The organism is Streptomyces pallidus (ex Mingjun et al. 2026), assembly GCF_051550185.1.
In the GTDB taxonomy this organism is placed as follows: Bacteria; Actinomycetota; Actinomycetes; order Streptomycetales; family Streptomycetaceae; genus Streptomyces.
In genome coordinates this window covers 470,481-492,804 of the sequence record NZ_CP196181.1, presented here as the reverse complement: position 1 = coordinate 492,804, position 22,324 = coordinate 470,481, and the positions used below count along the sequence as shown (strand labels likewise).

Sequence of the window (22,324 nt, the reverse complement as noted above, 5' to 3'; positions counted from 1 at the left end):
GATCACCGCGCTAGAAGCAATGATTTTGCGTTAAGGTGGAGCGTGTGAGCAGGCAGATGGTACGCCCCGGTGGGCGCAGCGCCCGGGTCCAGGCGTCGGTGCACACCGCGGTACGCGAACTCACTGCGGAACTGGGCCGGGACGCCCTGACGGTACCGCTGATCGCCCAGCGCGCGGGCGTGACCCCGTCGACGATCTACCGCCGCTGGGGAGACCTCCAGGAACTGCTGTCGGACGTGGCGGTCGAGCGGCTGAGGCCCGACGCCGCGCCCACGGAGCACGGCACCCTCGCGGCCGACCTGACGGCATGGGCCGAGCAGTTCCTCGACGAGATGTCCTCACCGACCGGCCGCTCCTACATCCGCGACGCCCTGCTCGGCGACCCGGACGGCAGCAATGCCGGGCAGTGCTCCGCGTACGCCGCCGAGCACATCGGCGTCATCCTCTCCCGTGCGACCGAGCGCGGGGAGGAGGCGCCCGAGGTCGAGGCGGTCATCGACCACGTCGTCGCCCCACTGATGTACCGCATCCTCTTCCGCCCCGACGGCCTCGACACCGCGTACGCGCGTCGTCTCGTGACGGCGGTCCTCGGCGCGTCCGCCGGATGACCGGCGCGACCGCCTGACCCGTTCCCACCGGATGGCGGGGCGCCCACCTCGCCGCCCGCAGCCGCTCGCGGACCGGCACGCCCGGTGCGACGACCCATGACGAACCGTCATCAGTGAACCCGGAAGCCCCATTGCGGCTCCGTTCGCATCAACTCGCCCGCCGACAGCGACGTTTGACGTCCTGACCCTTGCCGAACCGGCCGGCTTCGCCAATGATGCTCCCGGCGCGCGCCCGGAGCCGCCCCACGGCGGGCGGCCCGTAGGTGCGCCGTCCCTCACCCCCCACGGCCGGGAGGCCAGCCTTGCGGACGAACCGTCACATCCGGAGATCACTCGTGGTCGTCGGCGCCGCCCTCACCCTGCTCGTCGGCGTCCCGCAGACGGCGTTCGCGGCGCCGCCCTCCGCACTGCCCGTCAACGCCGACCCCATGGAGCTGAACTTCCAGCCCGCCTACGACTACGACACCGACGGCTGCTACCCGACCCCAGCCATCGGCCCGAACGGCACCCTGAACGGCGGCCTCAAACCCACCGGAGCCCTCGACGGCAGCTGCCGGGACGCCTCCGACCTCGACAACACCAACGGGTACGCGCGGGCGACCTGCAACAACGGCTGGTGCGCCGTGATGTACGCGCTCTACTTCGAGAAGGACCAGGCCCTGCCCGGAGTCAGCCTCGGCGGCCACCGCCACGACTGGGAGCACGTGGTGGTCTGGATCCAGAACAACGAGGCGAAGTACGTCGCCACGTCCGCGCACGGCGACTTCGTGATCCACACCCGCGACCAGATCCGCTGGGATGGCACCCACCCCAAGATCGTCTATCACAAGGATGGCGTGAGCACGCACTGCTTCCGCGCCGCGAACAACAACGACGAACCGCCGGAGAACCACAAGCGGGCCTGGCAGTTCCCCGCACTCGTCGGCTGGTCGGGCTACCCCCCGACCCTGCGGGACAAGCTCAGCCAGGCCGACTTCGGCAGCGCGCACTTCGGCCTGAGGGACGACGCCTTCCCGTCGCACCTGGCCGAGGCCAAGCCGGCCGGCATCCCCTTCAACCCGTACCAGTAGCCGCGGGCCCGCCACGCCCGGGCGCCACCGCGACGTCCTCACGGGTGGTCACGTCGAGGGTCAGGCCTTCGGGTTGGAGGATGCTCCGCGTACCGAACACGGGCGGGCTGCCCGGGGCCCGGGTGAGGCGGTAGCGACTGGTCAGGGCAGCCGCGGTGACGATCACGGCGACGGTGGCGAAGCGCGCCCCGAGGCAGGTCCGGGGTCCGCCGCCGAAGGGCATGAAGGCGTACTTGGGCAGGGCGTGGTCGGCGGGACGGTCGATCCAGCGGTCGGGGCGGAACTCCGTCGGCCGGTCGTAGTGCCGCGGGTCCCGGTGGAGCACGAAGGGGCTGACGGCGACGCGCTGGCCGGGGCGCAGCGGGTAGCCGGCGAGCTCGGTGGGCTGGTCGACGGCCCGTTCCAGGAACCACAGCGGGGGATAGAGGCGGAGCGTCTCCTTCACGACGCCTTCGGTCACGGCCAGCCGGGGCAGGTCGGCCGCGGTCGGGAGGCGCGACCCGCCGTCGAGTTCCCGGCCGGCTTCGGCCAGGACCTGCCGCTGCACCTGCGGATGCTGGTCGAGGAGGAGGAAGAGCCAGGCCAGCGCGGCGGCGGTGGTCTCGTGTGCGGCGAACAGGTTGGCGACGACGATGCTGACCGCTCCCTCATGGGTGAGGGCGCCTTCGTCGCACGCGGTGACGAGGAGGTCCGCGATCACCGCGGGGGAGTCCTCCCCGCGCGTGCAGCCACGCCGGAGGATCAGGCGGGACACCTCCGCGGCCAGGTCGCGGCCGACGCGGTGGAGCCGCCGTCTGCGCGGCGACCAGCGCGCGGGGACGGGCAGCGCGCCGGGCAGCCGGGCGTCCTGGAGGCGGGCCACCAGGTCGGGGACCCGGCCGGTCTCCGGTCCCAGGCAGAATTCGGCGATCAGCTCGGCGCTGAGTTCCTCCAGCGCGGGGACCGCGTCGATCCTGCCGCGGGCGTTCCAGGCTTCGGCGTGCCGGACCGCCGTCGAGGCGAGGCGGTCACCGGCGGCGCGCAGACTGCTCCGGTTCAGTCCGCGGCCCGCCAGGCTGCGGGCGCGCATCCAGTGGGCCAGGTCCTCCGAGGCGCGGCCGCCGTCGGTCTCCTCGCCCAGCAGGTCACGGCTGATGGTGTAGGCGGTGTTGGTGTGCTTGAGGACGGTTTCCGCGAGGTGGGGCGAGTTGACGAGGTACAGGTCGTCGGCGAAGCGGACCAGGTCGCCGTACTGCCGCTGGTCGAGCAGGAAGCCGAGGGGATCACGCTCGTAGGCGAGCCGGTTGCCGTACCGCCCGGCCCCGGCGGGGCCGGGCGGTACGCGCAGCGGAGCCGTGGTCACCACGGCTACCGCCCCTGTACGTAGTAGTAGTAATACGCACTGAAACGGTCCTGGGCGCTCAGCGCGCTCCTGACCGCGCCGGTGCGCTGGACCTTGGCCCCGGAGGGGTCGTCGACCAGGGGCGCGGCGTTCGACGCGGCGAAGGCCGATCCGCCGCCGAGGAGGGCGGCGACGGCGGAAACCACTACGAGGAGCGTCTTGCGCAGGGGGATCAGGGCGGCCATGGCGGTGTTCCTTTCGGTGGGCCGGGCGGCTGGTCCGTCCGGTTCCTGACCACCATGGGGCCAGCCGCCCGGGCCGGGATCACGTCGCGCCTTCTCGTGACGTGTCAGCCGGCCCCGGGGGTGGCATACTCCCCGGCCCGTGTTCCGACGGGCCCGGAGCGTCACCCCGCACGTACCCAGGGTCAGCGGGGACAGTCCCAGCCCGTAGCCCGAGCCGCCGCCCGCATCGGCGGTGGTCCTCATCTCCGCGAGCTGCGCCGGCGGCAGCAGGCGGCCGCCCCGCAGCGCCCGGTAGAAGCGGCCCAGGTCGTCCGCTGAGGAGATGGGTCCCCGGCCGAGGTGAACAGCACGGGTTGAACTCGGTGACGCCGTAGGGCTCCGGGTTCGCCGCGCCAGCACCTTGCGGTAGCCGCGGCTGTGCGGGGACCTGCCCGCTTCCGGCCGGTCAGGCGCGGCAGCGCAGCAGTTCCAGCGGCGGATGCGCGCGGAGTTCCGCCCAGAAGTCCTCGCCGTACTCGCGGACACCGGCGTCGGACACCTGCAGCGGAACCCACTCCACCGCGACGAACCCGGCCGCCCGCAGGCACTGCTCGTAGACCTCGCGGCGCGGCGCCGTGGTCACGATGCTGATCGGCTCCGGCTCCAGGAGGGCCGTGACCCGCACCCGCGGACCCGTCTCGCTCTCCTCGCCGGTCGGCTCGCAGAGGACCCCGTACGCGTCCAGGGAGGCGCAGTCGAACCGGTAGTCGGGCTTCTGGGCGAGCACGAAGAACTCCCCGCCCGGCACCAGGCTCCGGTGGACGTTGCGGCACATCCGCTCCATCGCCGCGACGTCCTCGGCGTAGTTGAGGCACTGCACGCCCAGCGCGACGTCGAAGCGCCGGTCGAGCGGGGGGAGTTCGGCCACGTCCCCGACCTCGTAGCGCACGCCCAGCGGATCGCGCTGCTCGAACTCCCGGGCGGCGGCGATCATCTCGACGGAGATGTCGACGCCGAAGACGTCCGCGGCGCCGCGCCGCTTGAACTCCCTGCTGTGGAAACCGGTGCCGCACGCCAGGTCGAGGACCGACCTGCCGCGGACGTCCCCGACCATGCCCACGAAGCCGGGCACCTCCCCGTAACGCATCAAGGGCAGGGACTTGAACCCCTCGAAGGCCTCGCCGATCCCGTCGTACTGCTGCACGCTCACGTGCCGCCCCCTCCAACGCCTCGTCATGTCCGCGACCCGCGCCGGCCGCCCCCGTGAAAAGGGGCCGGCCGGGCGCGGGTCGCGGTCGTGGCAGGGAGTCTGCTGCGCGCGGCCCGGCCCGCCGTACTGGCAGATGCCACGAAGAACTCGGCGGGACGACCTCACACTCTCCTACGACCTCCCCCGGGTCGGTCGCGGGGCGCGGCTACTTGGGGGAGAGCCGGCAGGCGTGTGCCGCCGCCTTGTTGGAGACACCGGCCTCCTGGAGGCTGCTGACGCACGCGGTCTGGTCGCCGCCCTGGCCCACGTAACACGCCTGCACGATGTCGCTGTTGACCTTCACCTTCTGTTGCGCGACGTACTGCTCGCAGGCCTGCATGTCCGCGTGGGCGGCCGGGGCGGCCAGGGCGATGCCGGCGGCCGAAAGGACCAGGCCGGCGAGGATGCTCGGGATACGGGCCGACGGACGCATGCGGACGCACCTGCCTTCTCGGTCGGTCACGCGGTCCGCGGGTGCGCCGGACCGCGGGCGGGGGCGGGCGACACAGAGCAGGCACTCCGAGGGGCGACCGGCTCGTCGCTGCGGCCACCCTCGCCCTTCCGACGCTAGAGCACGGCACGGGCGTACGCACCCGTTGGGCCGGCCCGGCCCGCTCACCAGGGAATCCGCCGCCCCTCTGCCGTCAGCGTCAGCGTTGTGCAGCCGACCCGGTCACCGCTGTCCGGAGACGTCCAGCTCGCCGCGGCGTTCACGAGGGACCGGTTCAGGAGCCGCGGCGGGTGGAGAGGATCTCGCGTCCGCGCTCCTCGGTGATCAATCGAGCCAGGGCCGGGTGCGCCAGCAGGGACACGGGGGCTATGTGGTCCTCGTCGAGCGGGCGCCACAGCCGTAGCGCGGCCCGCAGCTCCGGCCACACGGAGTCCGGAAGACGGCCCTGGACCGGCTCCCCGGCCCCCTCGGGCTCCCCGGGGAGTGCGGTGTCCAGACGGGCGAGGACGCCGTGCACCGCCGCATCGAACTCCGGGTTGCCGTAGGTCAGCCCGTCCGGGTCGAACCCGTCGGGGTCGAAGTCGACGGCCAGCGCACGGGCCTCCTCCACACCGCAGTTCTTCAGCAGCCGCAGCGTGGTGCTTCCCCACAGCGGGGCCTGCCGCTCCTCGGCGTGGACCAGGGGGAGCAACTCCCGTGTGAAGAGGGGTGACGTGAGGAAGTCGGCGCGCTCCTCGTCGACCACGGCGACCCGGTCCAGGGGAACGGTGTGCGTGTCGCCGAGCATCGCCAGCATCTGGAAGCGCAGCAGCCGGGCCCGCCCGTTCCCGAACCGGGACGCCTCCTCCAGAACGCCCAGCGGCCCCTCCACCGCCCCGTCGAGCGCCGCGCGCCGGGCCCGCTCCACCTCCGCGTCCCAGTGGTCGCGCGTGGCGCCCGGCGGGCGGCGCAGGGCGTGGAAGGAGACGTACTGCTCGTCCATGAGGTCGCGGAAGGAGCGGAAGCGCTTCGGGCCGCTGCCCGACCACGAGGCCAACCAGTACGCGGCCCACTCGCCGTGCCCGTCGACGTCCTCGGGGTCGAGGAACACGACCGCGGCATCGGCGTCGAGGGACAGGCGCAGGGAGCGGGCGATGATCCGGCCCTCCGGCTCCTCGTCGTCCTCGTGGAACTCGGTGTCCCGGTACGCCTCGATCCAGCCGCGGCCCTCGTCGGAGTCGGCCAGCCAGGCGAGCTCGGCCGCGCCCGCGAGACGGTGGATGAAGACGCCGGCGTTCCGCCAGCCGTCGCTGGTCAGCAGGAACTCGCGCAGCGAGGGCGGCAGCGTGCGGCCCAGTCGGGCCTCGGCGGCCGCAACCGCCTCCGCGGTCGCCGGGGCGAAACCGAGCCAGCGCTCCCGCGCGACCCCGTCCGCCAGCGATAGGTCCTGCTCGGGGTCGTGCGCATCGACCCATTCCCCGCTCCAGCGTTCGAGGAACGGCTGCCACTGCTCGTGCTTCATGGGGTGTTCTGGCCCTCTCCGTGTCGGTGTCACCTGATCAAGGACAGGGCGGGGGCCGCGACGGTTCCCGACCGCGGAGCCCACCCACCCGCGTGCCCGCGTCGCATACGAGGCGATGCGCCCGGTCTACCGGCCGTCGGTCCAGGAGCCGGTCGACCTGTCGACCGCCGCCGCCACCGTCTTCGGCGCGGCCCGCGCCGGGCACGAACAGGCGGCGGTGCGCTCGGGCGGGGACGAGATCCAGATCTGGGACTTCAAGCAGGGCAAGGTCGTCGAGAGCTTCGCCGCCGAGACGGGCACGCCCCGGCCGATGGGCTTCGACCAGACGGGCCGGCTGCTGGCCGTGGTCACCACCGAGGGATCGTCAGGATCCGTGACCTGGAGGCGCACACCTGGCGGACCATCGCCTACCAGGGCGTCCAATGGCTCAACGGCTTCCCCAACCCGTCCCGGCTGAGCACCGCCGCCATGACCAACTCCTTCGTCTTCTGGGACGTGGAGCGGGGCACGGAGCTGTACCACTTCACCCCCGGCTACGGGGCGACGGGTGCCTGGTCGGCGGACGGCGGCCGGCTCGCCTGGGCTGAGGGCTCGGCCGTGGACGTGCTGCCGCTGGACCCGGAGGCGTGGCGCGGGCGCGCCGGCGACCTGGCCGCCCGGAACCTGTTCGGGGGCGAGCGCGAACTCCTTCCCCCGGGCTCCCGCTCCGACGCCTGCGCGGCCCTGGAGAAGTGAGGCGCGCCCGCGCGGTGGTCAGGCGGTCCGCGCCGCGAGCTCGGCGTTCGCACGTTCGGCGACGAGGGCGAGGACGCGACCGGCGGCGGCCAGGTCCTCGGTGGGTATCCCGCCCCAGATGCGGGCGGTCACGGGGGCGGTCTCGGCGCCGACGGCGGCGAGCAGCTCGCGCCCCGCGTCCGTGGGGAGAATCCGCCCGCCGTCCGCGACGAGCAGCAGCTCCTCGGCCAGCAACGCGTCGACAGTGGCGCGCACATCGGCCGGATCGGCCTTGAGGGACCCGTGCACCCGGTCGATGAGGTCCTCCACCGTCTGCGGGGCTTCGGCGGTGACGGCGGCGCGCAGGACGATCTGTTGCTGGAAGGTGATGCCGTGCCGGGCCAGGAGGTGTTCGAGGACGCCGCGGGCGGCGTAGTGGGCCAGGCCGAGGGCGCGGGCGTCGGCGAGGGGGGCGGCGGCGGAGACAGAGGTGGCGGTGCTGGTCATGGTGTTCTCCCCTGGGTGCTCTCGTTATTCGGAACGGATGGAGCGAGAGGTGCGTCGAGCAGGATCGCCAGTTCGTCGGTGAACGTGCGCGTGCGCGGTGCGTCCGGACCGCCGAGCGGCTCCAGCAGGTCCTGGAGGAGTTCCCGGACCACCCCGACGGCCTCCCGCGTGACGGCCTGGCCCCGCTCGGTGAGGGCCAGTTGCACGGCCCGCGGGTCGCGGGGGTCGCGGGCCCGCTCGACCAGGCCGGCCGACTCCAGGGCGCGCGCCAGCTTCGAGACGTACAGCGCCTCCAGGCCGGTGTGGTCGGCGAGCCGGCGCTGACTCGGCCGCTCACCGGCGCGCTGCATCCCGTAGAGCGACGCGACCAGCGAGTACTGCGCGTGGGTGAGGCCCAGTGGGCCCACCGCACGATCGACCGCGACGCGCCACTTGTTGGCGAGCCGCCACACCAGAAATCCGGGACCGGGACCCGGAGAACCCTTGCTCATGGCGAATAGAGTACATGGCTATTATGTCCATGGCTGCTATTTGGCGGGCTGCGGCGACGGTGATGGCAGGATGGGGCCATGGTGACGAATCGGCCGTGGACCGGGCTCCACGGTGACCTGTTGGAAGCGAAGGCGCTGGTGTACGACCCGAGCGGCTTCACGTGCTCCCCGCCCGTGCCGGAACCGGAGAGCGCCGAGTACGCGGCGTGCGCGTTCACGCTGGACGGCCGCTCGGTCCGGTTCCGCGCGGCCAGGACCACGCCGACGAAGGCGGGCCAGTTCGTCACCGTGTGGCAGCGGTCCGAGGAGGGGCCGATCCGGCCCTTCGACGCCGACGACGGGGTGGACCTCTTCGTCGTCAGCAGCCGCGACGACGACGGCTTCGGGCAGTTCGTCTTCCCGCGTGAGGTGCTGTGCGAGCGCGGCATCGTGTCCCGCAACGGTGCAGGCGGCAAGCGCGGGTTCCGCGTCTATCCGCCGTGGGTGACCACGACCAGCCGCCAGGCGGCCAGCACCCGGGCCTGGCAGGTGGACCACTTCTTCCACATCGGCGGGGGCGGACCCGCCGACCGGGAGCGCGTCCACGCCCTCTACCACCCGTAGGCGCCGCGTGCACGCCGGGTGGGCCGGGCGGAAGGCCCGGTCCGGCGGCGCCCCGGGGACAGCGCGGGCGGTCCGGCGTAGGCTCGTCGGCAGGGGCCTCGTCCCCCACGGCTCCGCCGCGAGCCGCATCCGGACGAGACGGCGGGACGGCGGGAGGATCCATGACCGCGCTCGGTGACCCGATCGAGATCGACGACCGGACCGTACTGGTCCTCGGGCAGGAACTGGACGTGGAGCACGGTCGGCCGGACGTCGGCAACGCCCTCGTACACCGCGTCGGCGACACCCTGGTGATGGTGGACACCGGCGTCACGGCGGCCTTCCGGACGGCACTGCGCGAGGCAGCCGACCGGGTCGGGCCGTGGGCCCGGGCCCTGGTGCTCACCACGCACGGCCATCTGGACCACGTCGGCAACAACGACCTGGCCGACGAACTGGGCGTGCCGGTCGAGCACTACGTCCCCGCCCCCGACCTCGACCAGATGCGGGACCCGATCGGGTACTGGGTGCGGTCCTTCGACCGCATCGCCGGGTGGGCGCCGCTGCCCGCACCGCCCGCGGCGACCGCCGACAAGGTGGTCTCGCTGTTCCAACCCCTGCGGCCCTTCGGCGCGACGACCCGGACGTACGAGGAGCGGCCGCTCGAACGGATCCGGATCGGCTCGCTTCGCTTCACCGGCTGGACCTTCGCCGACGGCGCCGTCCGCGTGCTCCGGAGCCAGGGCCACTGCGCCGGCCACGTGATCGTGTACCTGAGCGACTGCGGCGTCCTGCACCTGTCCGACGAGGGCAACGGAGCCTGCGGTGCCATGGTCGACGCCGACCAGCTGAAGATCCAGACCGTCCTCGGCTCCGTCGCCCACCTCTTCGAGGAGGGCGAGGCCGCCTTCCTCACCGACGGGCACACGTTCACCGTGCGCCGCGGGGCCGACGTGGTGTCCCACCTCGACGGGCTGGTGGACCAGGCCACGGCCCTGCAGGCGGCGGCACTCAGACTCACCGGGGAGAGCATCCGGGTCCGGCCGAGCCCCTTCACCACCCGCTACGCGGAAACCCTCGCCGACCTGCGGATCGGGGGCGCCAACCCGAACCCGCTCTTCACCGCCATGATGGCGGTCAACGAGCTCCGCGAACTCGGGCTGCGACCGGAGTCCGACGACGTCGACGCCCCCTGGTCCCGGCCCGCCCTGGACAACCCCGCACCGACCGGCACCGGGCCCGACACGGGTGACCGCACCTAGCCGTCGCCCCGCCGAGGCCGACACGAGGCGCTGCCCGACGGGCGCGCCCGGCCGGGCAGGGAGGCGGGGGTCTACAGTGCGGTCCGTGACTGATCAGGAAAGACGGTTTCTGGCCGCGGTCCGCGACGTGCTGAAGGAGGCCGGGTTCGCCGAGAGCGCGGAAGGCGCGGAAGGCGTCCACACGGTGCAGCACGCCCGCGGCGTGATGGTCGGTTGGATGCCCGAGGAGATCCGCAGCGTACGGGTCCGGCGGCGGGGCCCGCGCCGCAGCCGCACCGTCGGCCGCAAGGACCTGCCCGGCCTCCGCCAAGCCTTCGGCCTGGCCCTCGCCGCGGCGTTCCGCAACGCCGGCTTCGCCGTCGAGACCCGCGGCGACGAGTGGCTCCTCGTCCTCCAGCCCGAGCACCGACCCGAGCTGTAGGCGGTGGTGCGCCGCCCGCCCCGACCGGATCCCGTCAGATCAGGTCGGTCCGGTCGCGGGTCTCGTCGACCACGGGCAGGGCCGCCGAGACCCGGCGCCTGCGCAGGACGCTCGCGTACACGGCCAGACCCAGGACGCCCACGCCCATCATGAGCAACCCGACGACGTCGAGGTTGATGCCTTCCATCTCCCAGTCACTCGCGAAGGTGAGGATCGCTCCCACCAGGATCAGGGCGATGCAGCCGCCTATGCCGCGCATGCGTGTGCCTCCTCGTCCGGGATCCGGCGCAGGGCCGCGTCGGTGTGCTGAACGGCTTCCTGTCGACGCGTCTGCCCGCGAACGGCTCCGGCATGCGGGCGACTTGCCCGCCCTCAGCGCCGGACCCGGAGGCCGGGGCGGACAGCGCGGTCGCCCGGACGTTGCGCTCGACCTCCTCGCCGACCGCGTCGGACTGCTGCTGGGCGAGTTCGAAGGTGGCGCTGGGAAACGCCCCCGGGCGGCATGGGCCGGGTCGGAGTGTGGGTTGCGGTAGAGCTGCTCGGCCCGGTCGCGCAGTTCGAGCACGGTGGGGATGGCGAAGGCCATGTAGGTGATGACGGGGCGGAGGTTGCCCATGGCGTCGCGGTAGCGGGGGTCGACGGTGACCCGGTGGGCGGGGTTCGCCGACTGCGCGACGGCGAGCTGGAGTTGTAGCTGCCGGCCGATGGTGGACCCGAGCAGGGGGTGCAGCTCCGGCGCGAACACCCAGTCCGGGCGGACCTCGCCCGGCCCTCGACGTACGCCTCGGGGGCGACGACGAACTCCTCGTTGGCCATCTCGCGGCGCAGCTCCGCGTGCGTGGCCGGCGCCGGGCGCGGCCAGGCTCCGGTCAGTCACATGTGGACCAGCGCCCGCCACTTCGAGATGGGTGGGCGAGAGGTCCTGCGGACCGCCGCGCCCAGCGGCGGCTGCGGTCCCCGCTCCCCAGAACCCGGCGAACCGGTCCGGGCCGACCTGTTGGCGGCGGTTTCCAGGTAGCGCTCGGCCATGCCGGTGGCATACAGGTCGAACGAGGGGAACGCGGACGGCGGCGGAGGCCGCACCTCGCCAGTTCGCGGGCGAATCGTCGCCTCGCACCATGGCCCGGATCGCAGCCGCGTAGCCGGCCGCGGGGGAGAGGGGGTCGGGTTTGCCGGGCGGTGCCTGCGCCGGAGCATGCGCCCGCTGCGCTGCTGGCGTGCGCCGCTGCGGTGCGGGGATGAGGAGTCGTGGGCGCGCGGGCGGGCGTCAGACGGTCCCGGCCAGGGCTGCGTCGAGCCGCTCCAGTACGTGGGGCCAACCCCTGCCCATTCCCTCGTACGCCTGTCGGCCCATCGGTGTGCCGAGGTCGAAGCCGGCGTGGGTGAGGGTGAGCCGGGTGCCCGTGCCTTCGGGGTGCAGCGTCCACGTGACGGTGGTGTCGAGCGTGCCCTCGGCGAACCGGTAGGCCAGCTGCCGCTCGCCGTCCACCTCGGTCACCTCGCAGGACTGGTGGCCGAAGGCGCCCATGTCGAGGGTGAAACGGTGCCCGACGACGGGCTTGACGTCCCCGGCGGCCCACCAGCGCGCGTGCAGCTCGGGGTCGGTGAGGGCCCGCCACACCGCCGCCGGGGGGTGCGGGAGGAACTTCTCACAGGTGATCGTGTCGTTCTCGGTCATGTCTCGGCTTCCTCGTCCAGGAGATCGGACAGCGCGTCCAGGCGCTGCTTCCAGTAGTGCTCGAACGGGTGCAGCCACTCGCTCACCTCGACCAGCCGGGCAGGTCGAGGTGGTGGAAGCGGTGCCGGCCGCGCGGCTCCTCGCGCACCAGTCCGGCGGTGCGGAGCACGGCCAGGTGCTCGGAGACCGCGGGCCTCCCGAGCTCGAACAACCCGGCCAGCTCGCCCGTGGAGCGAGGGCCCTCGCGCAGGCTCTCGAGCAGTCTGCGACGCACCGGGTTGGCCAGTACGCCGAATACGTCGGTGGGCATGACGTCAGTATGCGTCGGGAGAATCCGACGCGTTGCCCGTGCACGTCGCGGCCGGACTCCCGGTGGACCCCGCGTCGCTGCTCCCGCGCGCCGAGGCGAGGAAGCTGGACCGGGGCGAGCAACTCGCCGTGCTGAGCGCACGCGAGGCATGGCGGGACGCCGGCGCCCCTCCGGTGGAGCCGGAACGCTTCGCCGTGGTCATCGGCACCGGAACCGGCGGCGTCCTCACCACGCTGGCGCAGGACGACATCCACGAGCGGGCGGGGGTGCGCCGGCTCTCCCCGTTCACGGCTCCGATGCTCAGGCCCAACGGCCCGGCCGCCTGGGTGAGCATGGACCTGGGTGCGCGGGGCGGCGCCCGGACGCCGGTCAGCGCCTGCGCTTCCGGGGCCGAAGCCCTCGCCCTCGGCCAGGACCTGATCCGCAGCGGACGTGTCGACGTGGTCGTCGCCGGAGGGGTGGAGGCATGCCTGCACCCCTTCACCCTCGCCGCCTTCGCCCAGATGAAGGCACACTCGCCACCGCGTCCGAGGACCCCGAGTCGGTGTCCCGTCCGTACGACCGCCGCAGGTCGGGCTTCGTCATGGGCGAAGGCGCCGGGATGACGGTCCTCGAACGCCCGGAGTTCGCCCGGGCCCGTGGCGCGCGCACGTACGGTGCGCTGGCGGGCAACGCCGCCAGCTCCCGCGCCCACCACGTCACCGCCTCCGACGCCGACGGCCACCAAGTCGATGACAGGCCACATGCTCGGTGCGTCCGGAGCCGTCGGCGCGCTGGCCGCGCTGCTCGCACTCAGGGACGGTGCCGTGCCGCCCACGCGAAACCTGGACGAACTCGATCCGCACGTCGAGCCGGACGTGGTGGCGGGGGAGGTGCGCACGGGCCGGTGGTCGGCGGCACCGGCCAACTCCTTCGGCCGCACGCCGCGAACGTGGCAGCGGCGGCGGTCCCCCGCGCGGCCGGCCGGCCGGCCGGCCGAGGCAGCCCGTACTTGAGGGTTCCGTCCCTCCCAGCCGCCGAAAGCGCAGAAAAGTTTCAACCGAGGCTTCAACGATACCGTTGAGGGCATGGCTACCGACATCAAGGACACGGCCCGTACCGCCGACGCTGCCGCCGTCATGGGGCTCCTCCCGACCCGGCCCCGCCTGCTCGCCCTGGGCGAGCCCACCCACGGCGAGGACGCCCTCCTGGACCTCCGCAACCAGCTCTTCCGACAGCTCGTCGAGCAGGAGGGCTACCGGACGATCGCCATCGAGAGCGACTGCATGGCGGCCCTGGCCGTGGACGACTACGTCACCACCGGCGCGGGCAACCTCGACGAGGTCGTGGAGCACGGAATCAGCCACGGCTGGGGCACCTCCGCGGCCAACCGCGAGCTCGTGCGCTGGATGCGCGCCCACAACGAAGGCAGGCCCGCGTCCGAACGGCTCCGCTTCGCCGGTTTCGACGGCCCGCTGGAGATCACCGCCGCCGCGAGCCCGCGCCAGGCCCTCACCGCACTCCACGGCTACCTCGCGCTCCACGTCGACGCGGAGCTGCTCCCCTGCACCGCGGAAGCACTCGACCTGCTGCTCGGCCCCGACGAACGGTGGACCGATCCCGCCGCGATGCGGGACCCCTCCCGGTCCGCGGGACGGTCCGACGAGGCCGGCCGGCTGCGCCTGCTCGCCGACGACCTGTCGTCCCTGCTCGACGAACACACGCCGCACCTGCTCGCCGCGACCTCCCGGGACGACTGGGACCGGGCGCGCCTCTACGCGCGCACCGCCACCGGCCTGCTGCGCTACCACTCCTGGATGGCCGACACCTCACCCGCCCGCATGACCCGGCTCGTCGGCGTCCGGGACCAGATGATGGCCCGAAACCTCCTCGCCCTCGCCGACCGCGGCCCCGCACTCGTCCACTCCCACAACGCCCACCTCCAGCGCGAGAGGAGCACGATGCGGATGGGCGGGAGACCGCTCCGGTGGTGGAGCGCCGGTGCGCTGGTGAGCGCCCGGCTCGGCACGCAGTACGCGTTCGTCGCCACGGTCCTCGGAACCCTCCGGCACCAGGGCGTGGACACGCCCCCGCCGGACACCCTCGAAGGCCTCCTGTACGCGCTCCCGGAGAGCCACCACGTCATCGACGCCCGGCGGCTCGCCACCGCCCTCGGCGATGCGCGCCCCGCGCCCCGCGTGTCCCCCTGGTTCGGCTACGCCCCCTTCGACCCGGCCCACCTGGCGGACGTCGACGGTCTCGTGTTCGTCAAGGACGTCGTCCGGAGCTGACGGCCCCGGCGCGGCGAGCGGGGCCGGGACAAGACGTACACGGCCTGACACCGCTGACCCGCGCATCCCGCAGGCCAGAACGTCCGATTATCGACGCTCCGGAGGGAACACAGCCTGCCTTCCTGCCAGTTCAACGAAGGGAACCGGGACGGGCCCGCACGGCCCGTCCCGGACCGGCAGTCCATTGGCAAGGAGACAACGTGCGCATACTCTTCACCGGACCGGCAGCGGCCGGCCACCTCTTCCCGATGATCCCCACCGCACAGGCGCTGCGCGCCGCCGGTCACGAGGTGCTGTTCGCGGGCTCGCAGCCGTTGGACCGGCTCCGCGAAGCCGGTTTCCCGATCGTCGAGATCGGCGACGGCCGTTCGATCCGGGAGGTGTTCGAGCAGTCCACCGGTGAGGAGGTGCGCTACGTCGCCCCCGACATGACCTCGGACCAGATCCTCGACCGGGCGGCCCACGGCTTCGCGCTCCTGTCCCGTTCCACCGTGGACGGCCTGCTGGCGGCCGCCGAGAACTGGGGCGCCGACCTGCTGGTCTACGACTCCTTCCAGGCCTCCGCCCCGCTGGTCGCGGCCAAGCTCAAGATCCCTTCGGTGGTCCAGAACTTCGGCGTCACCTCCGGCCTCGACATGGTCCGCCGGCTCGCCGCCAACTTCACCGAGGCGTACGAGACGTACGGGGTCGCCGGCCCCGCCACACCCACCGCGCTGGACATCGTCCCCGCCTCGCTCGGCGGGGACCCGGGCGGCCTGCGGATGCGCTACCTCCCTTACAACGGAGGCGGAACCGTCCCCGCCGAGCTGCTCCGTCGCGGCGACCGCCCGCGTGTCGCGATCACCCTGGGCACCGTGCTCACCGAGATGGACGGCGTCCGCGCCATCGTCCGCCTGACCGAGGCCGCGGCCTCGGTGGACGCCGAGTTCCTGCTGGCCGTGGGCGACGCCGACCTCGCCCCGCTCGGCACCCTCCCGGACAACGTCCGCCCGCTGCCCTGGGTTCCGCTCGCCGAGCTGCTGACCACCTCCGACGCGCTGATCCACCACGGCGGCTCCGGCACCCTGCTCACCGCCCTGCAGGCCGGCCTGCCCCAGCTCCTGCTGCCGCAGGGCGCCGACCACTTCACCAACGCCGACGCCCTCACCGCAACCGGCGCCGCCCTCCGCTCCGCCTCCGACGAGGTGGACGCCGCGCTCCTCACCCGCCTCATCACCGACCCGGCCCTGCGCGAGGCCGCCGGCCGCCTCCGGGCGGAGAACGACGCCCTGCCGAGCCCGGCCGAAACGGTCCCGGCCCTGGAGGCCCTGACCGTCGCCTGACGGCCGCCCGACACACGGCAGACGACCGACGGACGGTCCGCGGGAGCACACCCCGCGGGCCGACCGGCCCGCCGCCGGGGCGAAGGACGGGCCCGGGCCGTTGCCGCCGCCCCGTTCGCCGGGAGCGACGACCGTCCACGGGCGCACCAGGTTCCACCGGATACTCGGTACCGCTCTTCGGGATCGACGCGATCGTGTCCGTCGGCGGACTTGACGGTGTCCTTTGCCTCTCGTGGTCCGCCTGGTAGGCGGCCGCGCCGATCGACTACCCCTTCAGCACCTGGAAGTCGACGAGGTGGACGTGCACCGGGTGGGAAGGACGAATGATGACCGCCAGTGCGCGTACCGTCTGCGGGATGACCACGATGCCCATGGATACCTTGACGCGTGCCACCGCTACCCGGACCTGGCAGTGGACCGCGACGGCGTGCTCTTCGGTGCGGCGACGCATGACGTGGGCAAGACCCTGCACCCCGAGGAGCTCGCCGGGCCCGGCTCGGCACACGAGGAAGCCGGCCGTGACCTCCTTCTGCGCCGCGGCTTCCCGCCCGCCCTGGCCCGGTTCGCCGCCACCCACGCCTGCTGGGACGACCCCGCGGTGACGGTGGAGGACCTCCTGGTGAGCACGGCCGACAAGGTGTGGAAGGACAAACGCGTCCCGGAACTGGAGGACAGGCTCGTCAAGGCCCTGGCCGCGGCGACACGGCGGGAGCCCTGGGAGGAGTACCTCGCGCTCGACGACCTGCTCGCCCGGCTCGGGGCGGACGCCGGCCACCGCCTGGCCTTCCAGTCGGCGTTCCCGGTGCACCCCTGACCGGGCGCGTGTCCGCACGGCCGGCGGGCGGGGTCGGCCGCGGTCAGGTCAGCAAGCGCTCGATGGCCTCGCGGGCGCGGGCGTTCGAAGCCGCCTCCTCGGCCAGGGACCGGGCCAGGGCGTCGATCCACTCGTCCACGCCCACCGGGCGCCGGGACAGCACGATGCCCCGGACCTCGTGGCTGATCTCGCCGGTCACCCGCCCCCGGTCCACCCTCAGCGACAGCCGCTGCTCCCCGAGGACGACGTCCACCTCGGCGACCGCGCCCTCGCGCCCGGCGAGCCGGTCCGCCACGGAACGGCGGCGCGCGACCCGTACGGCGCCGGCCGGTAGCGAGTCCGCCAGGTTCGCCGACAGCACGCCGACGTACAGGTCCAGGTCCGCGCTGTCCCGACGCAACGCGGCGGCCAGCGACGCCACGTCCCGCTCAGGCATCGAGGCTCATCACCATCGTCGGCCGGTCGATGACGTGGTCGTCGCGCAGGGGGCGCACCGCCGTGCCGATGGCGAAGAACTCCGTGGTGTGCGACCCCCAGGAGTGCGAGTGCTGCCTCAGCTGGACCGCCACGATCCCCTCGGCCTCCAGGGCCTGCGCCTCCGCCTGCATGCGGCTCATCGCCAGCTCCCGCGCATCGTAGAGCGCCTGGGTGAACGGTTCGATCTCGACGTTGCGGCCGGCGTTGCTCAGCACCTGCGCGAAGCGCTGGTGCGCCACGTGGTAGACGCACGACCCCATCACCATGTCCAGCGGCGCGTATCCGGCCCGGACCAGGGTCCAGAAGTCCTGGCCGGACAGGTCCGAGGTGAACGGCTTCCCCTTGTTGTTGAGCCATGTCCCGCCCGGCCCCGGGTCCGCGCCGTCCGCCTTCACCGCCGTGCCGACGGCGATGAACTCGGCGATGTCCGAGCCGAACTCCTTGAACTCGATGTCCAGCCGCACCCCCACGACCCCGTCCGCCCCCAGGGCGCTCGCCTCCGCCTCCATCCGGCCCATCGCCAGCTCGCGCGCGTGGTACATGGCCTGCGACAGCTTGGTGAGCTCCTGGTTCTTCGACCACCGGCCGAGCTGGAAGCCCACGTGGTAGACCGAGGAACCGAGGACCAGGCCGAGCGGGCGGAAGCCGGCCTCGCGCACCAGCAGGAACTCGTTCACCGTCAGGTCGGACGTGAAGAGCGAGTGCTTCTCGCTCGGCCGAAGCTGCGCGAGTCGCCGCATCGCGTCCTCGGGCACGCCCTCCGCGGCCCGCACCTGTCCTGTTCGATCGCTCATGTCAGCGCTCGCGCTCCAGTCTCATGATGGTCAGTGGCCGGGGGCCGGCGGGTCGCTCGGAGCGACCGAACCGGGCGACGGCGGTGCCGGTGAAGGCTGCTTCGACCCTGAAGTCGCGCGCGTACCCGAAGTTGGGGCACTCGATCTCCCTCACCTGGAGCTCCGCCTCGCTCACCACCACCCCCTCGCCACCGTGCTTCGCCGCTTCGAGGGCCAGTTGCCGCCGGGCACTGTGGCGGACGTGGTCGAGCAGCCGGGTGTGGCCCTCGACCTCCTGGTTCTCGGCGGTCCAGGGCTTGCGGCGGTTGGTCCGCCAGTCGTCGTGCCGTGCTTCGACGGCGAGGCCGAAGGCGAGTCCCGTCGGAACCCATCCCGCGTGGAGGAGCTTGGCGAAGTCCAGGCCGCTCAGGTGTGACGTGAAGGGCGCGCGCGGCCGGATGCGGGAGCGGGCCCGGACCGCGGTGCCCAGCACGGTGAACTCGGTTCCACCCGAGGGGAACTCCTCGAACCGCAACCCCACCCCGACGATCCCGTCGCCGCCGAGCGCCCGGCACTCGGCCACCGCGCGGGAGACCGCCAGCCCGCGCGCCGCGTACACCGTCCTCACCAGCGTCGAGAAGGACGCGTCCCACGCCGAGGACGGCACCTTCCTGCCGTCCGCGACCGACCACGCGCCCGGGCAGCCCCAGAGGCCGCCGTACCCGCGGTCGAAGACGGCCGTGCCGAGCACCTGCCCGACCGGGTCGAAACCGGCGCCCGTGACCGCCGCGAACTCCTCGGCCGACAGCGTCGAGTCCCAGGCGCCCCCGGACCGGGGGGCTGCCGCCCCGCCGTCGGCGGCGGGCGCCGGACCGGCGTCCCATCGGAATGTCATAGGCCCCCCTGCCGTCGGTTCGCTCCCCGCAATCATACGGTGATCACCATCTCCAACGGAGCTGCTCAGCGGTCCCGTTGGGTGCGGGTCCCGACACCCGCCGAGTCGCGCCGGGTCGGTGTGCGGTCCACGCTCCACCGGCTCCCTCGGGGGTGGCGGAGGAAGCGCATCACTCGTGCGGTGGGCCCTGCGCGTAGCCCGTGCGGGGGATGCGTCGCCCCCTGTGCGCGTGACGGGTCGTGCGCCCCGGGCCGAGGCCGTACGCATAGGGGCGAACCAGTCGGCCCCCGCGGCGGCGCGCGGTCCGACCGCCGTCCCTCCGGGGCGCACACCCACGCCGTCGACCACGCGAGGAGTCGGATCATGACCGAAGCCGCACCCGTACCCGTCACGCCCGTCCTGGAAGCGGCCGCGGCCGCATTCGCCGGCGACTCCGCGAAGCCGCCGTTCCTGTTCGACATGCCGCCGTCCGAGGGCCGCAAAGCGGTCGACGAGGTCCAGTCCGGCGAGATCGCCAAGCCCGAGGTGGACGAGGAGTGGGTGACCGTGCCCGGCGGGCCCACCGGCTCGGTCCGCGCCCGGATCGTCCGCCCTGCCGGCACGGCGGGAGCGGAGCTTCCCGTGGTGATCTACATCCACGGTGCGGGCTGGGTGTTCGGCAACGCCCACACCCACGACCGGCTCGTACGCGAGCTCGCCGTGGGCTCCGGGGCGGCCGTCGTCTTCCCGGAGTACGGCCTCTCGCCCGAGCACCGCTACCCCGTGGCCATCGAGCAGAACTGGACGGTGGCCCGCTGGGTCGTCACCGACGGTGCCGCCCACCACCTGGACGCCGCCCGGATCGCCGTGGCCGGTGACTCCGTCGGCGGCAACATGAGCATCGCCCTGACCCTCATGGCCAAGGAACGCGGCGGCCTGCCGCTGGCCCACCAGGTCCTCTTCTACCCGGTCACCGACGCCTCCTTCGACACCGGCTCCTACCACCAGTTCGCCGAGGGCTACTTCCTGCGCCGCGACGGCATGCAGTGGTTCTGGGACCAGTACACGACCGACGCGGCCGAACGCGCCCTGATCACCGCGTCCCCGCTGCGCGCCACCACGGAGCAGCTCGCCGGGCTCCCGCCCGCGCTGGTCATCACAGCCGAGGCCGACGTCCTGCGCGACGAGGGCGAGGCGTACGCGAACAAGCTGCGCACCGCCGGCGTCCCCGTCGCCGCGGTCCGCTGCCAGGGCGTCATCCACGACTTCGTGATGCTCAACGCCCTGCGGGAGACGCGCGGCGCCCAGGCCGCGATCGACCTGGCCGTGTCCACGCTGCGTCGGGCCCTTTCGGGCAGCTGACGACCCGGGGGACGTCCTCGGCGTCGTCGACGGCGAACACGATGCGGCGGATGCCCAGCGTGTTCGCCGGCCGCGTTCCTCCGGCTCGACGCCGGTCGCCTTGGGCCCGTGCGGTCGACATTCCGGAACCGGCGGGGGACCATGGAGCGGTTACGGCCGTTGCGGCCGTTCAGCGCGAAGGCGGCATCAGGCAGTACGCGCCCGCCGGCGACTCCGGCGGTTGCGGACCCTGCCGGGCGCGCGACCGCGGTGGCGCACACGCCCGCGGTGTGACCGGGCCATCAGCCTCCGCTTCGACCAGGAGCCCTGACGAGGAGAAGTGCCATGCACCGACGTGCGCGCACCAGCGCGGCTGCCGCTCTGATCGCCCTGGGCGTCTCGGCGCCCGTTGCGGTGCCGACGGCAGCGGCGTCCGCCCAGTCCCGCGTCGCGCCTGCCGCCACCTGCACCGTGTCCGCCGCCGACTCGGCGGGGCGGGTGAGCATCTCGGGGGAGGGGTTCACGTCGGGACGGGCCCTGTTGTCCTCGCCGAGCGCAGCCACCACGTCCTTCGACGTTCCGACCGGCGGCGCCTTCCGGATCGGCAGCAAGCCGGACGACAGGTACGCGGTGACACAGGGCGGCCGCACCACGGCGTGCACCGGAGGACCGGCGCCCGCCGTCACACCCGGCACCTCGTACAAGGCCGGAGTCACCTCGGGCTGGGACGCGGTGAAGGCCGACTGCGGCGCCAAGCCCCCGGCATCGGCGAACGACGCGTTCTCCGAGGGCTGGAAGAAGGGCGCGGCCGCGGCCGAAGAGGTCTTCTGCAAGTGACCCCGTGGTCTGCGGTCCGCCGCGCCGGGTTGGTTAAGGGCAGATCAACGGGACCTTAAGGCTGTCTGCGGACTCGCTGCCCCCGGCGTGGTCCGAACCGCGGGTGTGAGCGCCGCGTGCACGGCGCCCCCTGACGGATCCGGGGCTGTGACCTGCCTTTTTGTGTGTCATCGAGAAGCCGGGGGCTGCGCGGTGTGCCCGCGGAGCGCCCAGAGGCTCCTCATGCCCGAACGCGTGGGGCGGCGACGGGGCCGAACCGGGCTGAACTCGCGAGCGGTGCCGGCCGTATCCAGGGCGTGGAGGTGGGAGGTCCATCGATCGAGGAGTGTCAGTGTCCAGGAAGCGGACGATGAGTCTGAAGAAGAAGCTCGTGCTCTCTGTGGTCGCGGGAACGATGGCGGTCGCAGGGGCCGTTGCCACGATGGCGACCGGCAACGCCGCCGTCGCCGAGGTCGTGTGCAAGGGGTCGACGGTGACGTTGTCGGGCGAGGCGGGTGCGCCGGCGGCGAGTAGTGGGACGTTCCCGGTGGGGACGAAGCTGAAGGTGACGAACCTCGACAACGGCAAGGCGACGACGGTGACGGTGAGCGGTCCGTCGGGTAGTTGTGCGCTGTTGAACGACGCGGCCTTCGAGCAGGTGCGGGAGCCGGGCAAGAACCTGATCCGGCGGGCGCGCATCGAGCGGGTGTCGGGTCCTGACGCGCCGGCTGGTGCGGCGGCCGGTGCTCCCGGTGCGGCGGGTGTGCAGGTGCCGCCGGCCAGCGGGGAGGTCGTGTGCAAGGGGTCGACGGTGACGTTGTCGGGCGAGGCGGGTGCGCCGGCGGCGAGTAGTGGGACGTTCCCGGTGGGGACGAAGCTGAAGGTGACGAACCTCGACAACGGCAAGGCGACGACGGTGACGGTGAGCGGTCCGTCGGGTAGTTGTGCGCTGTTGAACGACGCGGCCTTCGAGCAGGTGCGGGAGCCGGGCAAGAACCTGATCCGGCGGGCGCGCATCGAGCGCGTGGGCTGAGCGGGCGGGCTGACGCGAGGCCGCAGGTGCCACGGCGGGGCATGCCGTCCCCGCCGTGGCACCCGGCGTTTTCCCCTTGTGGTGCGCAGGGCAGCTCGGCCGGCTCGATCGCCTTCAGCCGCCCGTCGTCGAGCCCCGGGATCTCGATCACACGGTCAGCGCCGTGTCCGGATCTGCTTCCGGCGGCGCGGTCCAGGTGGGCGCGGACGTGGATC

The 22,324-nt window shown here is 73.1% G+C and carries 27 protein-coding genes and 1 pseudogene; 15 read left to right on the top strand and 13 right to left on the bottom strand.

Annotation, left to right across the window (positions count from 1 at the left end; genetic code table 11):
• Positions 1 to 56 precede the first annotated feature (56 nt).
• Together ACSHWO_RS02475 and ACSHWO_RS02470 are read left to right on the top strand one after the other, a co-directional pair.
• On the top strand, positions 57 to 608 hold the full coding sequence (locus ACSHWO_RS02475; protein WP_438318874.1) for a TetR/AcrR family transcriptional regulator: 552 nt from the start codon (positions 57 to 59) through the stop codon (positions 606 to 608).
• Between the two features lie 302 nt (positions 609 to 910).
• Positions 911 to 1,678 carry an NPP1 family protein gene (locus ACSHWO_RS02470; protein WP_385839543.1) on the top strand — a complete coding sequence of 256 codons (768 nt, stop codon included), beginning with the start codon at positions 911 to 913 and terminating at the stop codon, positions 1,676 to 1,678.
• Here ACSHWO_RS02470 and ACSHWO_RS02465 read toward each other — a convergent pair.
• The 5 genes from ACSHWO_RS02465 to ACSHWO_RS02445 form a co-directional block, all read right to left on the bottom strand.
• Positions 1,662 to 3,023, bottom strand: a complete 1,362-nt coding sequence (locus ACSHWO_RS02465) for a cytochrome P450 (protein WP_438309855.1) — start codon at positions 3,021 to 3,023, stop codon at positions 1,662 to 1,664. The genes ACSHWO_RS02470 and ACSHWO_RS02465 overlap by 17 nt on opposite strands.
• Positions 3,024 to 3,025: 2 nt before the next feature.
• Positions 3,026 to 3,244 (bottom strand): hypothetical protein, encoded by a 219-nt coding sequence (locus tag ACSHWO_RS02460; protein ID WP_438309854.1) that lies wholly within the window; start codon positions 3,242 to 3,244, stop codon positions 3,026 to 3,028.
• A gap of 445 nt (positions 3,245 to 3,689) precedes the next feature.
• Positions 3,690 to 4,433 carry a class I SAM-dependent methyltransferase gene (locus tag ACSHWO_RS02455; RefSeq protein WP_438309853.1) on the bottom strand — a complete coding sequence of 248 codons (744 nt, stop codon included), beginning with the start codon at positions 4,431 to 4,433 and terminating at the stop codon, positions 3,690 to 3,692.
• A gap of 205 nt (positions 4,434 to 4,638) precedes the next feature.
• The gene (locus tag ACSHWO_RS02450; RefSeq protein ID WP_438309852.1) at positions 4,639 to 4,905 is read right to left on the bottom strand and encodes a hypothetical protein; all 267 of its coding nucleotides are present in this window, start codon (positions 4,903 to 4,905) and stop codon (positions 4,639 to 4,641) included.
• 292 nt (positions 4,906 to 5,197) lie between these two features.
• Positions 5,198 to 6,424 carry an SMI1/KNR4 family protein gene (locus ACSHWO_RS02445; RefSeq protein WP_438309851.1) on the bottom strand — a complete coding sequence of 409 codons (1,227 nt, stop codon included), beginning with the start codon at positions 6,422 to 6,424 and terminating at the stop codon, positions 5,198 to 5,200.
• A 115-nt stretch (positions 6,425 to 6,539) separates the two neighbouring features.
• Here ACSHWO_RS02445 and ACSHWO_RS02440 point away from each other — a divergent pair, with 115 nt between their 5' ends.
• Together ACSHWO_RS02440 and ACSHWO_RS02435 are read left to right on the top strand one after the other, a co-directional pair.
• Entirely contained in the window at positions 6,540 to 6,881 is a 342-nt protein-coding gene (locus ACSHWO_RS02440) for a hypothetical protein (protein ID WP_438309850.1), read from the top strand.
• A gap of 11 nt (positions 6,882 to 6,892) precedes the next feature.
• Positions 6,893 to 7,159: a hypothetical protein gene (locus tag ACSHWO_RS02435; protein ID WP_438309849.1), complete on the top strand. Its 267-nt coding sequence runs from the start codon at positions 6,893 to 6,895 to the stop codon at positions 7,157 to 7,159.
• Positions 7,160 to 7,177: 18 nt separating this feature from the next.
• Here ACSHWO_RS02435 and ACSHWO_RS02430 read toward each other — a convergent pair whose 3' ends face one another.
• Together ACSHWO_RS02430 and ACSHWO_RS02425 are read right to left on the bottom strand one after the other, a co-directional pair.
• The gene (locus ACSHWO_RS02430) at positions 7,178 to 7,645 is read right to left on the bottom strand and encodes a MarR family transcriptional regulator (RefSeq protein ID WP_438309848.1); all 468 of its coding nucleotides are present in this window, start codon (positions 7,643 to 7,645) and stop codon (positions 7,178 to 7,180) included.
• A complete protein-coding gene (locus tag ACSHWO_RS02425) occupies positions 7,642 to 8,136 on the bottom strand; it encodes a MarR family winged helix-turn-helix transcriptional regulator (RefSeq protein ID WP_438309847.1) in 495 nt (164 codons plus the stop codon). The genes ACSHWO_RS02430 and ACSHWO_RS02425 overlap by 4 nt, the downstream gene beginning before the upstream one ends.
• A gap of 78 nt (positions 8,137 to 8,214) precedes the next feature.
• Between ACSHWO_RS02425 and ACSHWO_RS02420 the strand changes: the two genes are divergently transcribed.
• The 3 genes from ACSHWO_RS02420 (at position 8,215) to ACSHWO_RS02410 (ending at position 10,401) form a co-directional block, all read left to right on the top strand.
• On the top strand, positions 8,215 to 8,739 hold the full coding sequence (locus ACSHWO_RS02420; RefSeq protein WP_438309846.1) for a MepB family protein: 525 nt from the start codon (positions 8,215 to 8,217) through the stop codon (positions 8,737 to 8,739).
• Positions 8,740 to 8,900: 161 nt separating this feature from the next.
• A complete protein-coding gene (locus tag ACSHWO_RS02415) occupies positions 8,901 to 9,980 on the top strand; it encodes an MBL fold metallo-hydrolase (protein ID WP_385839554.1) in 1,080 nt (359 codons plus the stop codon).
• 85 nt (positions 9,981 to 10,065) lie between these two features.
• The gene (locus ACSHWO_RS02410; protein WP_385839555.1) at positions 10,066 to 10,401 is read left to right on the top strand and encodes a hypothetical protein; all 336 of its coding nucleotides are present in this window, start codon (positions 10,066 to 10,068) and stop codon (positions 10,399 to 10,401) included.
• Between the two features lie 34 nt (positions 10,402 to 10,435).
• Here the strand turns inward: ACSHWO_RS02410 and ACSHWO_RS02405 are convergent, their stop codons facing one another.
• From ACSHWO_RS02405 to ACSHWO_RS02395, 3 genes are all read right to left on the bottom strand, one after another.
• The gene (locus ACSHWO_RS02405; RefSeq protein ID WP_385839556.1) at positions 10,436 to 10,660 is read right to left on the bottom strand and encodes a hypothetical protein; all 225 of its coding nucleotides are present in this window, start codon (positions 10,658 to 10,660) and stop codon (positions 10,436 to 10,438) included.
• A gap of 1,008 nt (positions 10,661 to 11,668) precedes the next feature.
• Positions 11,669 to 12,079, bottom strand: coding sequence for an SRPBCC family protein (locus ACSHWO_RS02400; protein ID WP_438309845.1), 411 nt, complete (start codon positions 12,077 to 12,079; stop codon positions 11,669 to 11,671).
• A gap of 82 nt (positions 12,080 to 12,161) precedes the next feature.
• Entirely contained in the window at positions 12,162 to 12,389 is a 228-nt protein-coding gene (locus tag ACSHWO_RS02395) for an ArsR/SmtB family transcription factor (protein WP_385839558.1), read from the bottom strand.
• A gap of 38 nt (positions 12,390 to 12,427) precedes the next feature.
• Between ACSHWO_RS02395 and ACSHWO_RS02390 the strand changes: the two are divergent.
• The 5 genes and pseudogenes from ACSHWO_RS02390 to ACSHWO_RS02370 all read left to right on the top strand — a co-directional run.
• Positions 12,428 to 12,919, top strand: a pseudogene (locus ACSHWO_RS02390) (beta-ketoacyl synthase N-terminal-like domain-containing protein); the annotation flags it as partial.
• 108 nt (positions 12,920 to 13,027) lie between these two features.
• Positions 13,028 to 13,384, top strand: a complete 357-nt coding sequence (locus tag ACSHWO_RS02385; RefSeq protein ID WP_438309844.1) for a hypothetical protein — start codon at positions 13,028 to 13,030, stop codon at positions 13,382 to 13,384.
• A 72-nt stretch (positions 13,385 to 13,456) separates the two neighbouring features.
• Positions 13,457 to 14,659, top strand: coding sequence for an erythromycin esterase family protein (locus ACSHWO_RS02380; RefSeq protein ID WP_438309842.1), 1,203 nt, complete (start codon positions 13,457 to 13,459; stop codon positions 14,657 to 14,659).
• A gap of 200 nt (positions 14,660 to 14,859) precedes the next feature.
• A complete protein-coding gene (locus ACSHWO_RS02375) occupies positions 14,860 to 15,981 on the top strand; it encodes a nucleotide disphospho-sugar-binding domain-containing protein (RefSeq protein ID WP_385839560.1) in 1,122 nt (373 codons plus the stop codon).
• Positions 15,982 to 16,261: 280 nt separating this feature from the next.
• On the top strand, positions 16,262 to 16,795 hold the full coding sequence (locus tag ACSHWO_RS02370) for an HD domain-containing protein (RefSeq protein WP_438318871.1): 534 nt from the start codon (positions 16,262 to 16,264) through the stop codon (positions 16,793 to 16,795).
• Between the two features lie 43 nt (positions 16,796 to 16,838).
• On the opposite strand, the gene ACSHWO_RS02365 is transcribed toward ACSHWO_RS02370, so the two are convergent.
• Genes ACSHWO_RS02365 through ACSHWO_RS02355 form a run of 3 tightly spaced genes read right to left on the bottom strand, consistent with a single transcriptional unit; the run spans position 16,839 to position 18,940 of the window.
• The gene (locus ACSHWO_RS02365; protein WP_385839563.1) at positions 16,839 to 17,231 is read right to left on the bottom strand and encodes a hypothetical protein; all 393 of its coding nucleotides are present in this window, start codon (positions 17,229 to 17,231) and stop codon (positions 16,839 to 16,841) included.
• On the bottom strand, positions 17,224 to 18,066 hold the full coding sequence (locus tag ACSHWO_RS02360; protein ID WP_438309841.1) for a heavy metal-binding domain-containing protein: 843 nt from the start codon (positions 18,064 to 18,066) through the stop codon (positions 17,224 to 17,226). The genes ACSHWO_RS02365 and ACSHWO_RS02360 overlap by 8 nt, the downstream gene beginning before the upstream one ends.
• Position 18,067: 1 nt before the next feature.
• On the bottom strand, positions 18,068 to 18,940 hold the full coding sequence (locus ACSHWO_RS02355) for a heavy metal-binding domain-containing protein (RefSeq protein WP_438309840.1): 873 nt from the start codon (positions 18,938 to 18,940) through the stop codon (positions 18,068 to 18,070).
• A 363-nt stretch (positions 18,941 to 19,303) separates the two neighbouring features.
• On the opposite strand from ACSHWO_RS02355, the gene ACSHWO_RS02350 reads away from it, so the two are divergent.
• The 3 genes from ACSHWO_RS02350 (at position 19,304) to ACSHWO_RS02340 (ending at position 22,109) form a co-directional block, all read left to right on the top strand.
• Complete coding sequence (locus ACSHWO_RS02350; protein WP_385839566.1) at positions 19,304 to 20,281, top strand: alpha/beta hydrolase; 978 nt, start codon at positions 19,304 to 19,306, stop codon at positions 20,279 to 20,281.
• A 324-nt stretch (positions 20,282 to 20,605) separates the two neighbouring features.
• Positions 20,606 to 21,097 carry a hypothetical protein gene (locus ACSHWO_RS02345; protein WP_438309839.1) on the top strand — a complete coding sequence of 164 codons (492 nt, stop codon included), beginning with the start codon at positions 20,606 to 20,608 and terminating at the stop codon, positions 21,095 to 21,097.
• A gap of 349 nt (positions 21,098 to 21,446) precedes the next feature.
• Positions 21,447 to 22,109 carry a hypothetical protein gene (locus tag ACSHWO_RS02340; RefSeq protein WP_438309838.1) on the top strand — a complete coding sequence of 221 codons (663 nt, stop codon included), beginning with the start codon at positions 21,447 to 21,449 and terminating at the stop codon, positions 22,107 to 22,109.
• Positions 22,110 to 22,324 lie beyond the last annotated feature (215 nt).

Excerpts from the sequence above, each read along its gene's own strand:
- ACSHWO_RS02360 (WP_438309841.1), bottom strand. The coding sequence starts at position 18,066 with ATGAGCGATCGAACAGGACAGGTGCGGGCCGCGGAGGGCGTGCCCGAG.
- ACSHWO_RS02430 (WP_438309848.1), bottom strand. The coding sequence starts at position 7,645 with ATGACCAGCACCGCCACCTCTGTCTCCGCCGCCGCCCCCCTCGCCGAC.
- ACSHWO_RS02445 (WP_438309851.1), bottom strand. The coding sequence starts at position 6,424 with ATGAAGCACGAGCAGTGGCAGCCGTTCCTCGAACGCTGGAGCGGGGAA.
- ACSHWO_RS02340 (WP_438309838.1), top strand. The coding sequence starts at position 21,447 with ATGAGTCTGAAGAAGAAGCTCGTGCTCTCTGTGGTCGCGGGAACGATG.
- ACSHWO_RS02415 (WP_385839554.1), top strand. The coding sequence starts at position 8,901 with ATGACCGCGCTCGGTGACCCGATCGAGATCGACGACCGGACCGTACTG.
- ACSHWO_RS02355 (WP_438309840.1), bottom strand. The coding sequence starts at position 18,940 with ATGACATTCCGATGGGACGCCGGTCCGGCGCCCGCCGCCGACGGCGGG.
- ACSHWO_RS02475 (WP_438318874.1), top strand. The coding sequence starts at position 57 with ATGGTACGCCCCGGTGGGCGCAGCGCCCGGGTCCAGGCGTCGGTGCAC.
- ACSHWO_RS02420 (WP_438309846.1), top strand. The coding sequence starts at position 8,215 with ATGGTGACGAATCGGCCGTGGACCGGGCTCCACGGTGACCTGTTGGAA.
- ACSHWO_RS02460 (WP_438309854.1), bottom strand. The coding sequence starts at position 3,244 with ATGGCCGCCCTGATCCCCCTGCGCAAGACGCTCCTCGTAGTGGTTTCC.
- ACSHWO_RS02395 (WP_385839558.1), bottom strand. The coding sequence starts at position 12,389 with ATGCCCACCGACGTATTCGGCGTACTGGCCAACCCGGTGCGTCGCAGA.
- ACSHWO_RS02425 (WP_438309847.1), bottom strand. The coding sequence starts at position 8,136 with ATGAGCAAGGGTTCTCCGGGTCCCGGTCCCGGATTTCTGGTGTGGCGG.
- ACSHWO_RS02435 (WP_438309849.1), top strand. The coding sequence starts at position 6,893 with ATGACCAACTCCTTCGTCTTCTGGGACGTGGAGCGGGGCACGGAGCTG.
- ACSHWO_RS02405 (WP_385839556.1), bottom strand. The coding sequence starts at position 10,660 with ATGCGCGGCATAGGCGGCTGCATCGCCCTGATCCTGGTGGGAGCGATC.
- ACSHWO_RS02400 (WP_438309845.1), bottom strand. The coding sequence starts at position 12,079 with ATGACCGAGAACGACACGATCACCTGTGAGAAGTTCCTCCCGCACCCC.
- ACSHWO_RS02440 (WP_438309850.1), top strand. The coding sequence starts at position 6,540 with ATGCGCCCGGTCTACCGGCCGTCGGTCCAGGAGCCGGTCGACCTGTCG.
- ACSHWO_RS02345 (WP_438309839.1), top strand. The coding sequence starts at position 20,606 with ATGCACCGACGTGCGCGCACCAGCGCGGCTGCCGCTCTGATCGCCCTG.
- ACSHWO_RS02365 (WP_385839563.1), bottom strand. The coding sequence starts at position 17,231 with ATGCCTGAGCGGGACGTGGCGTCGCTGGCCGCCGCGTTGCGTCGGGAC.
- ACSHWO_RS02450 (WP_438309852.1), bottom strand. The coding sequence starts at position 4,905 with ATGCGTCCGTCGGCCCGTATCCCGAGCATCCTCGCCGGCCTGGTCCTT.
- ACSHWO_RS02350 (WP_385839566.1), top strand. The coding sequence starts at position 19,304 with ATGACCGAAGCCGCACCCGTACCCGTCACGCCCGTCCTGGAAGCGGCC.
- ACSHWO_RS02380 (WP_438309842.1), top strand. The coding sequence starts at position 13,457 with ATGGCTACCGACATCAAGGACACGGCCCGTACCGCCGACGCTGCCGCC.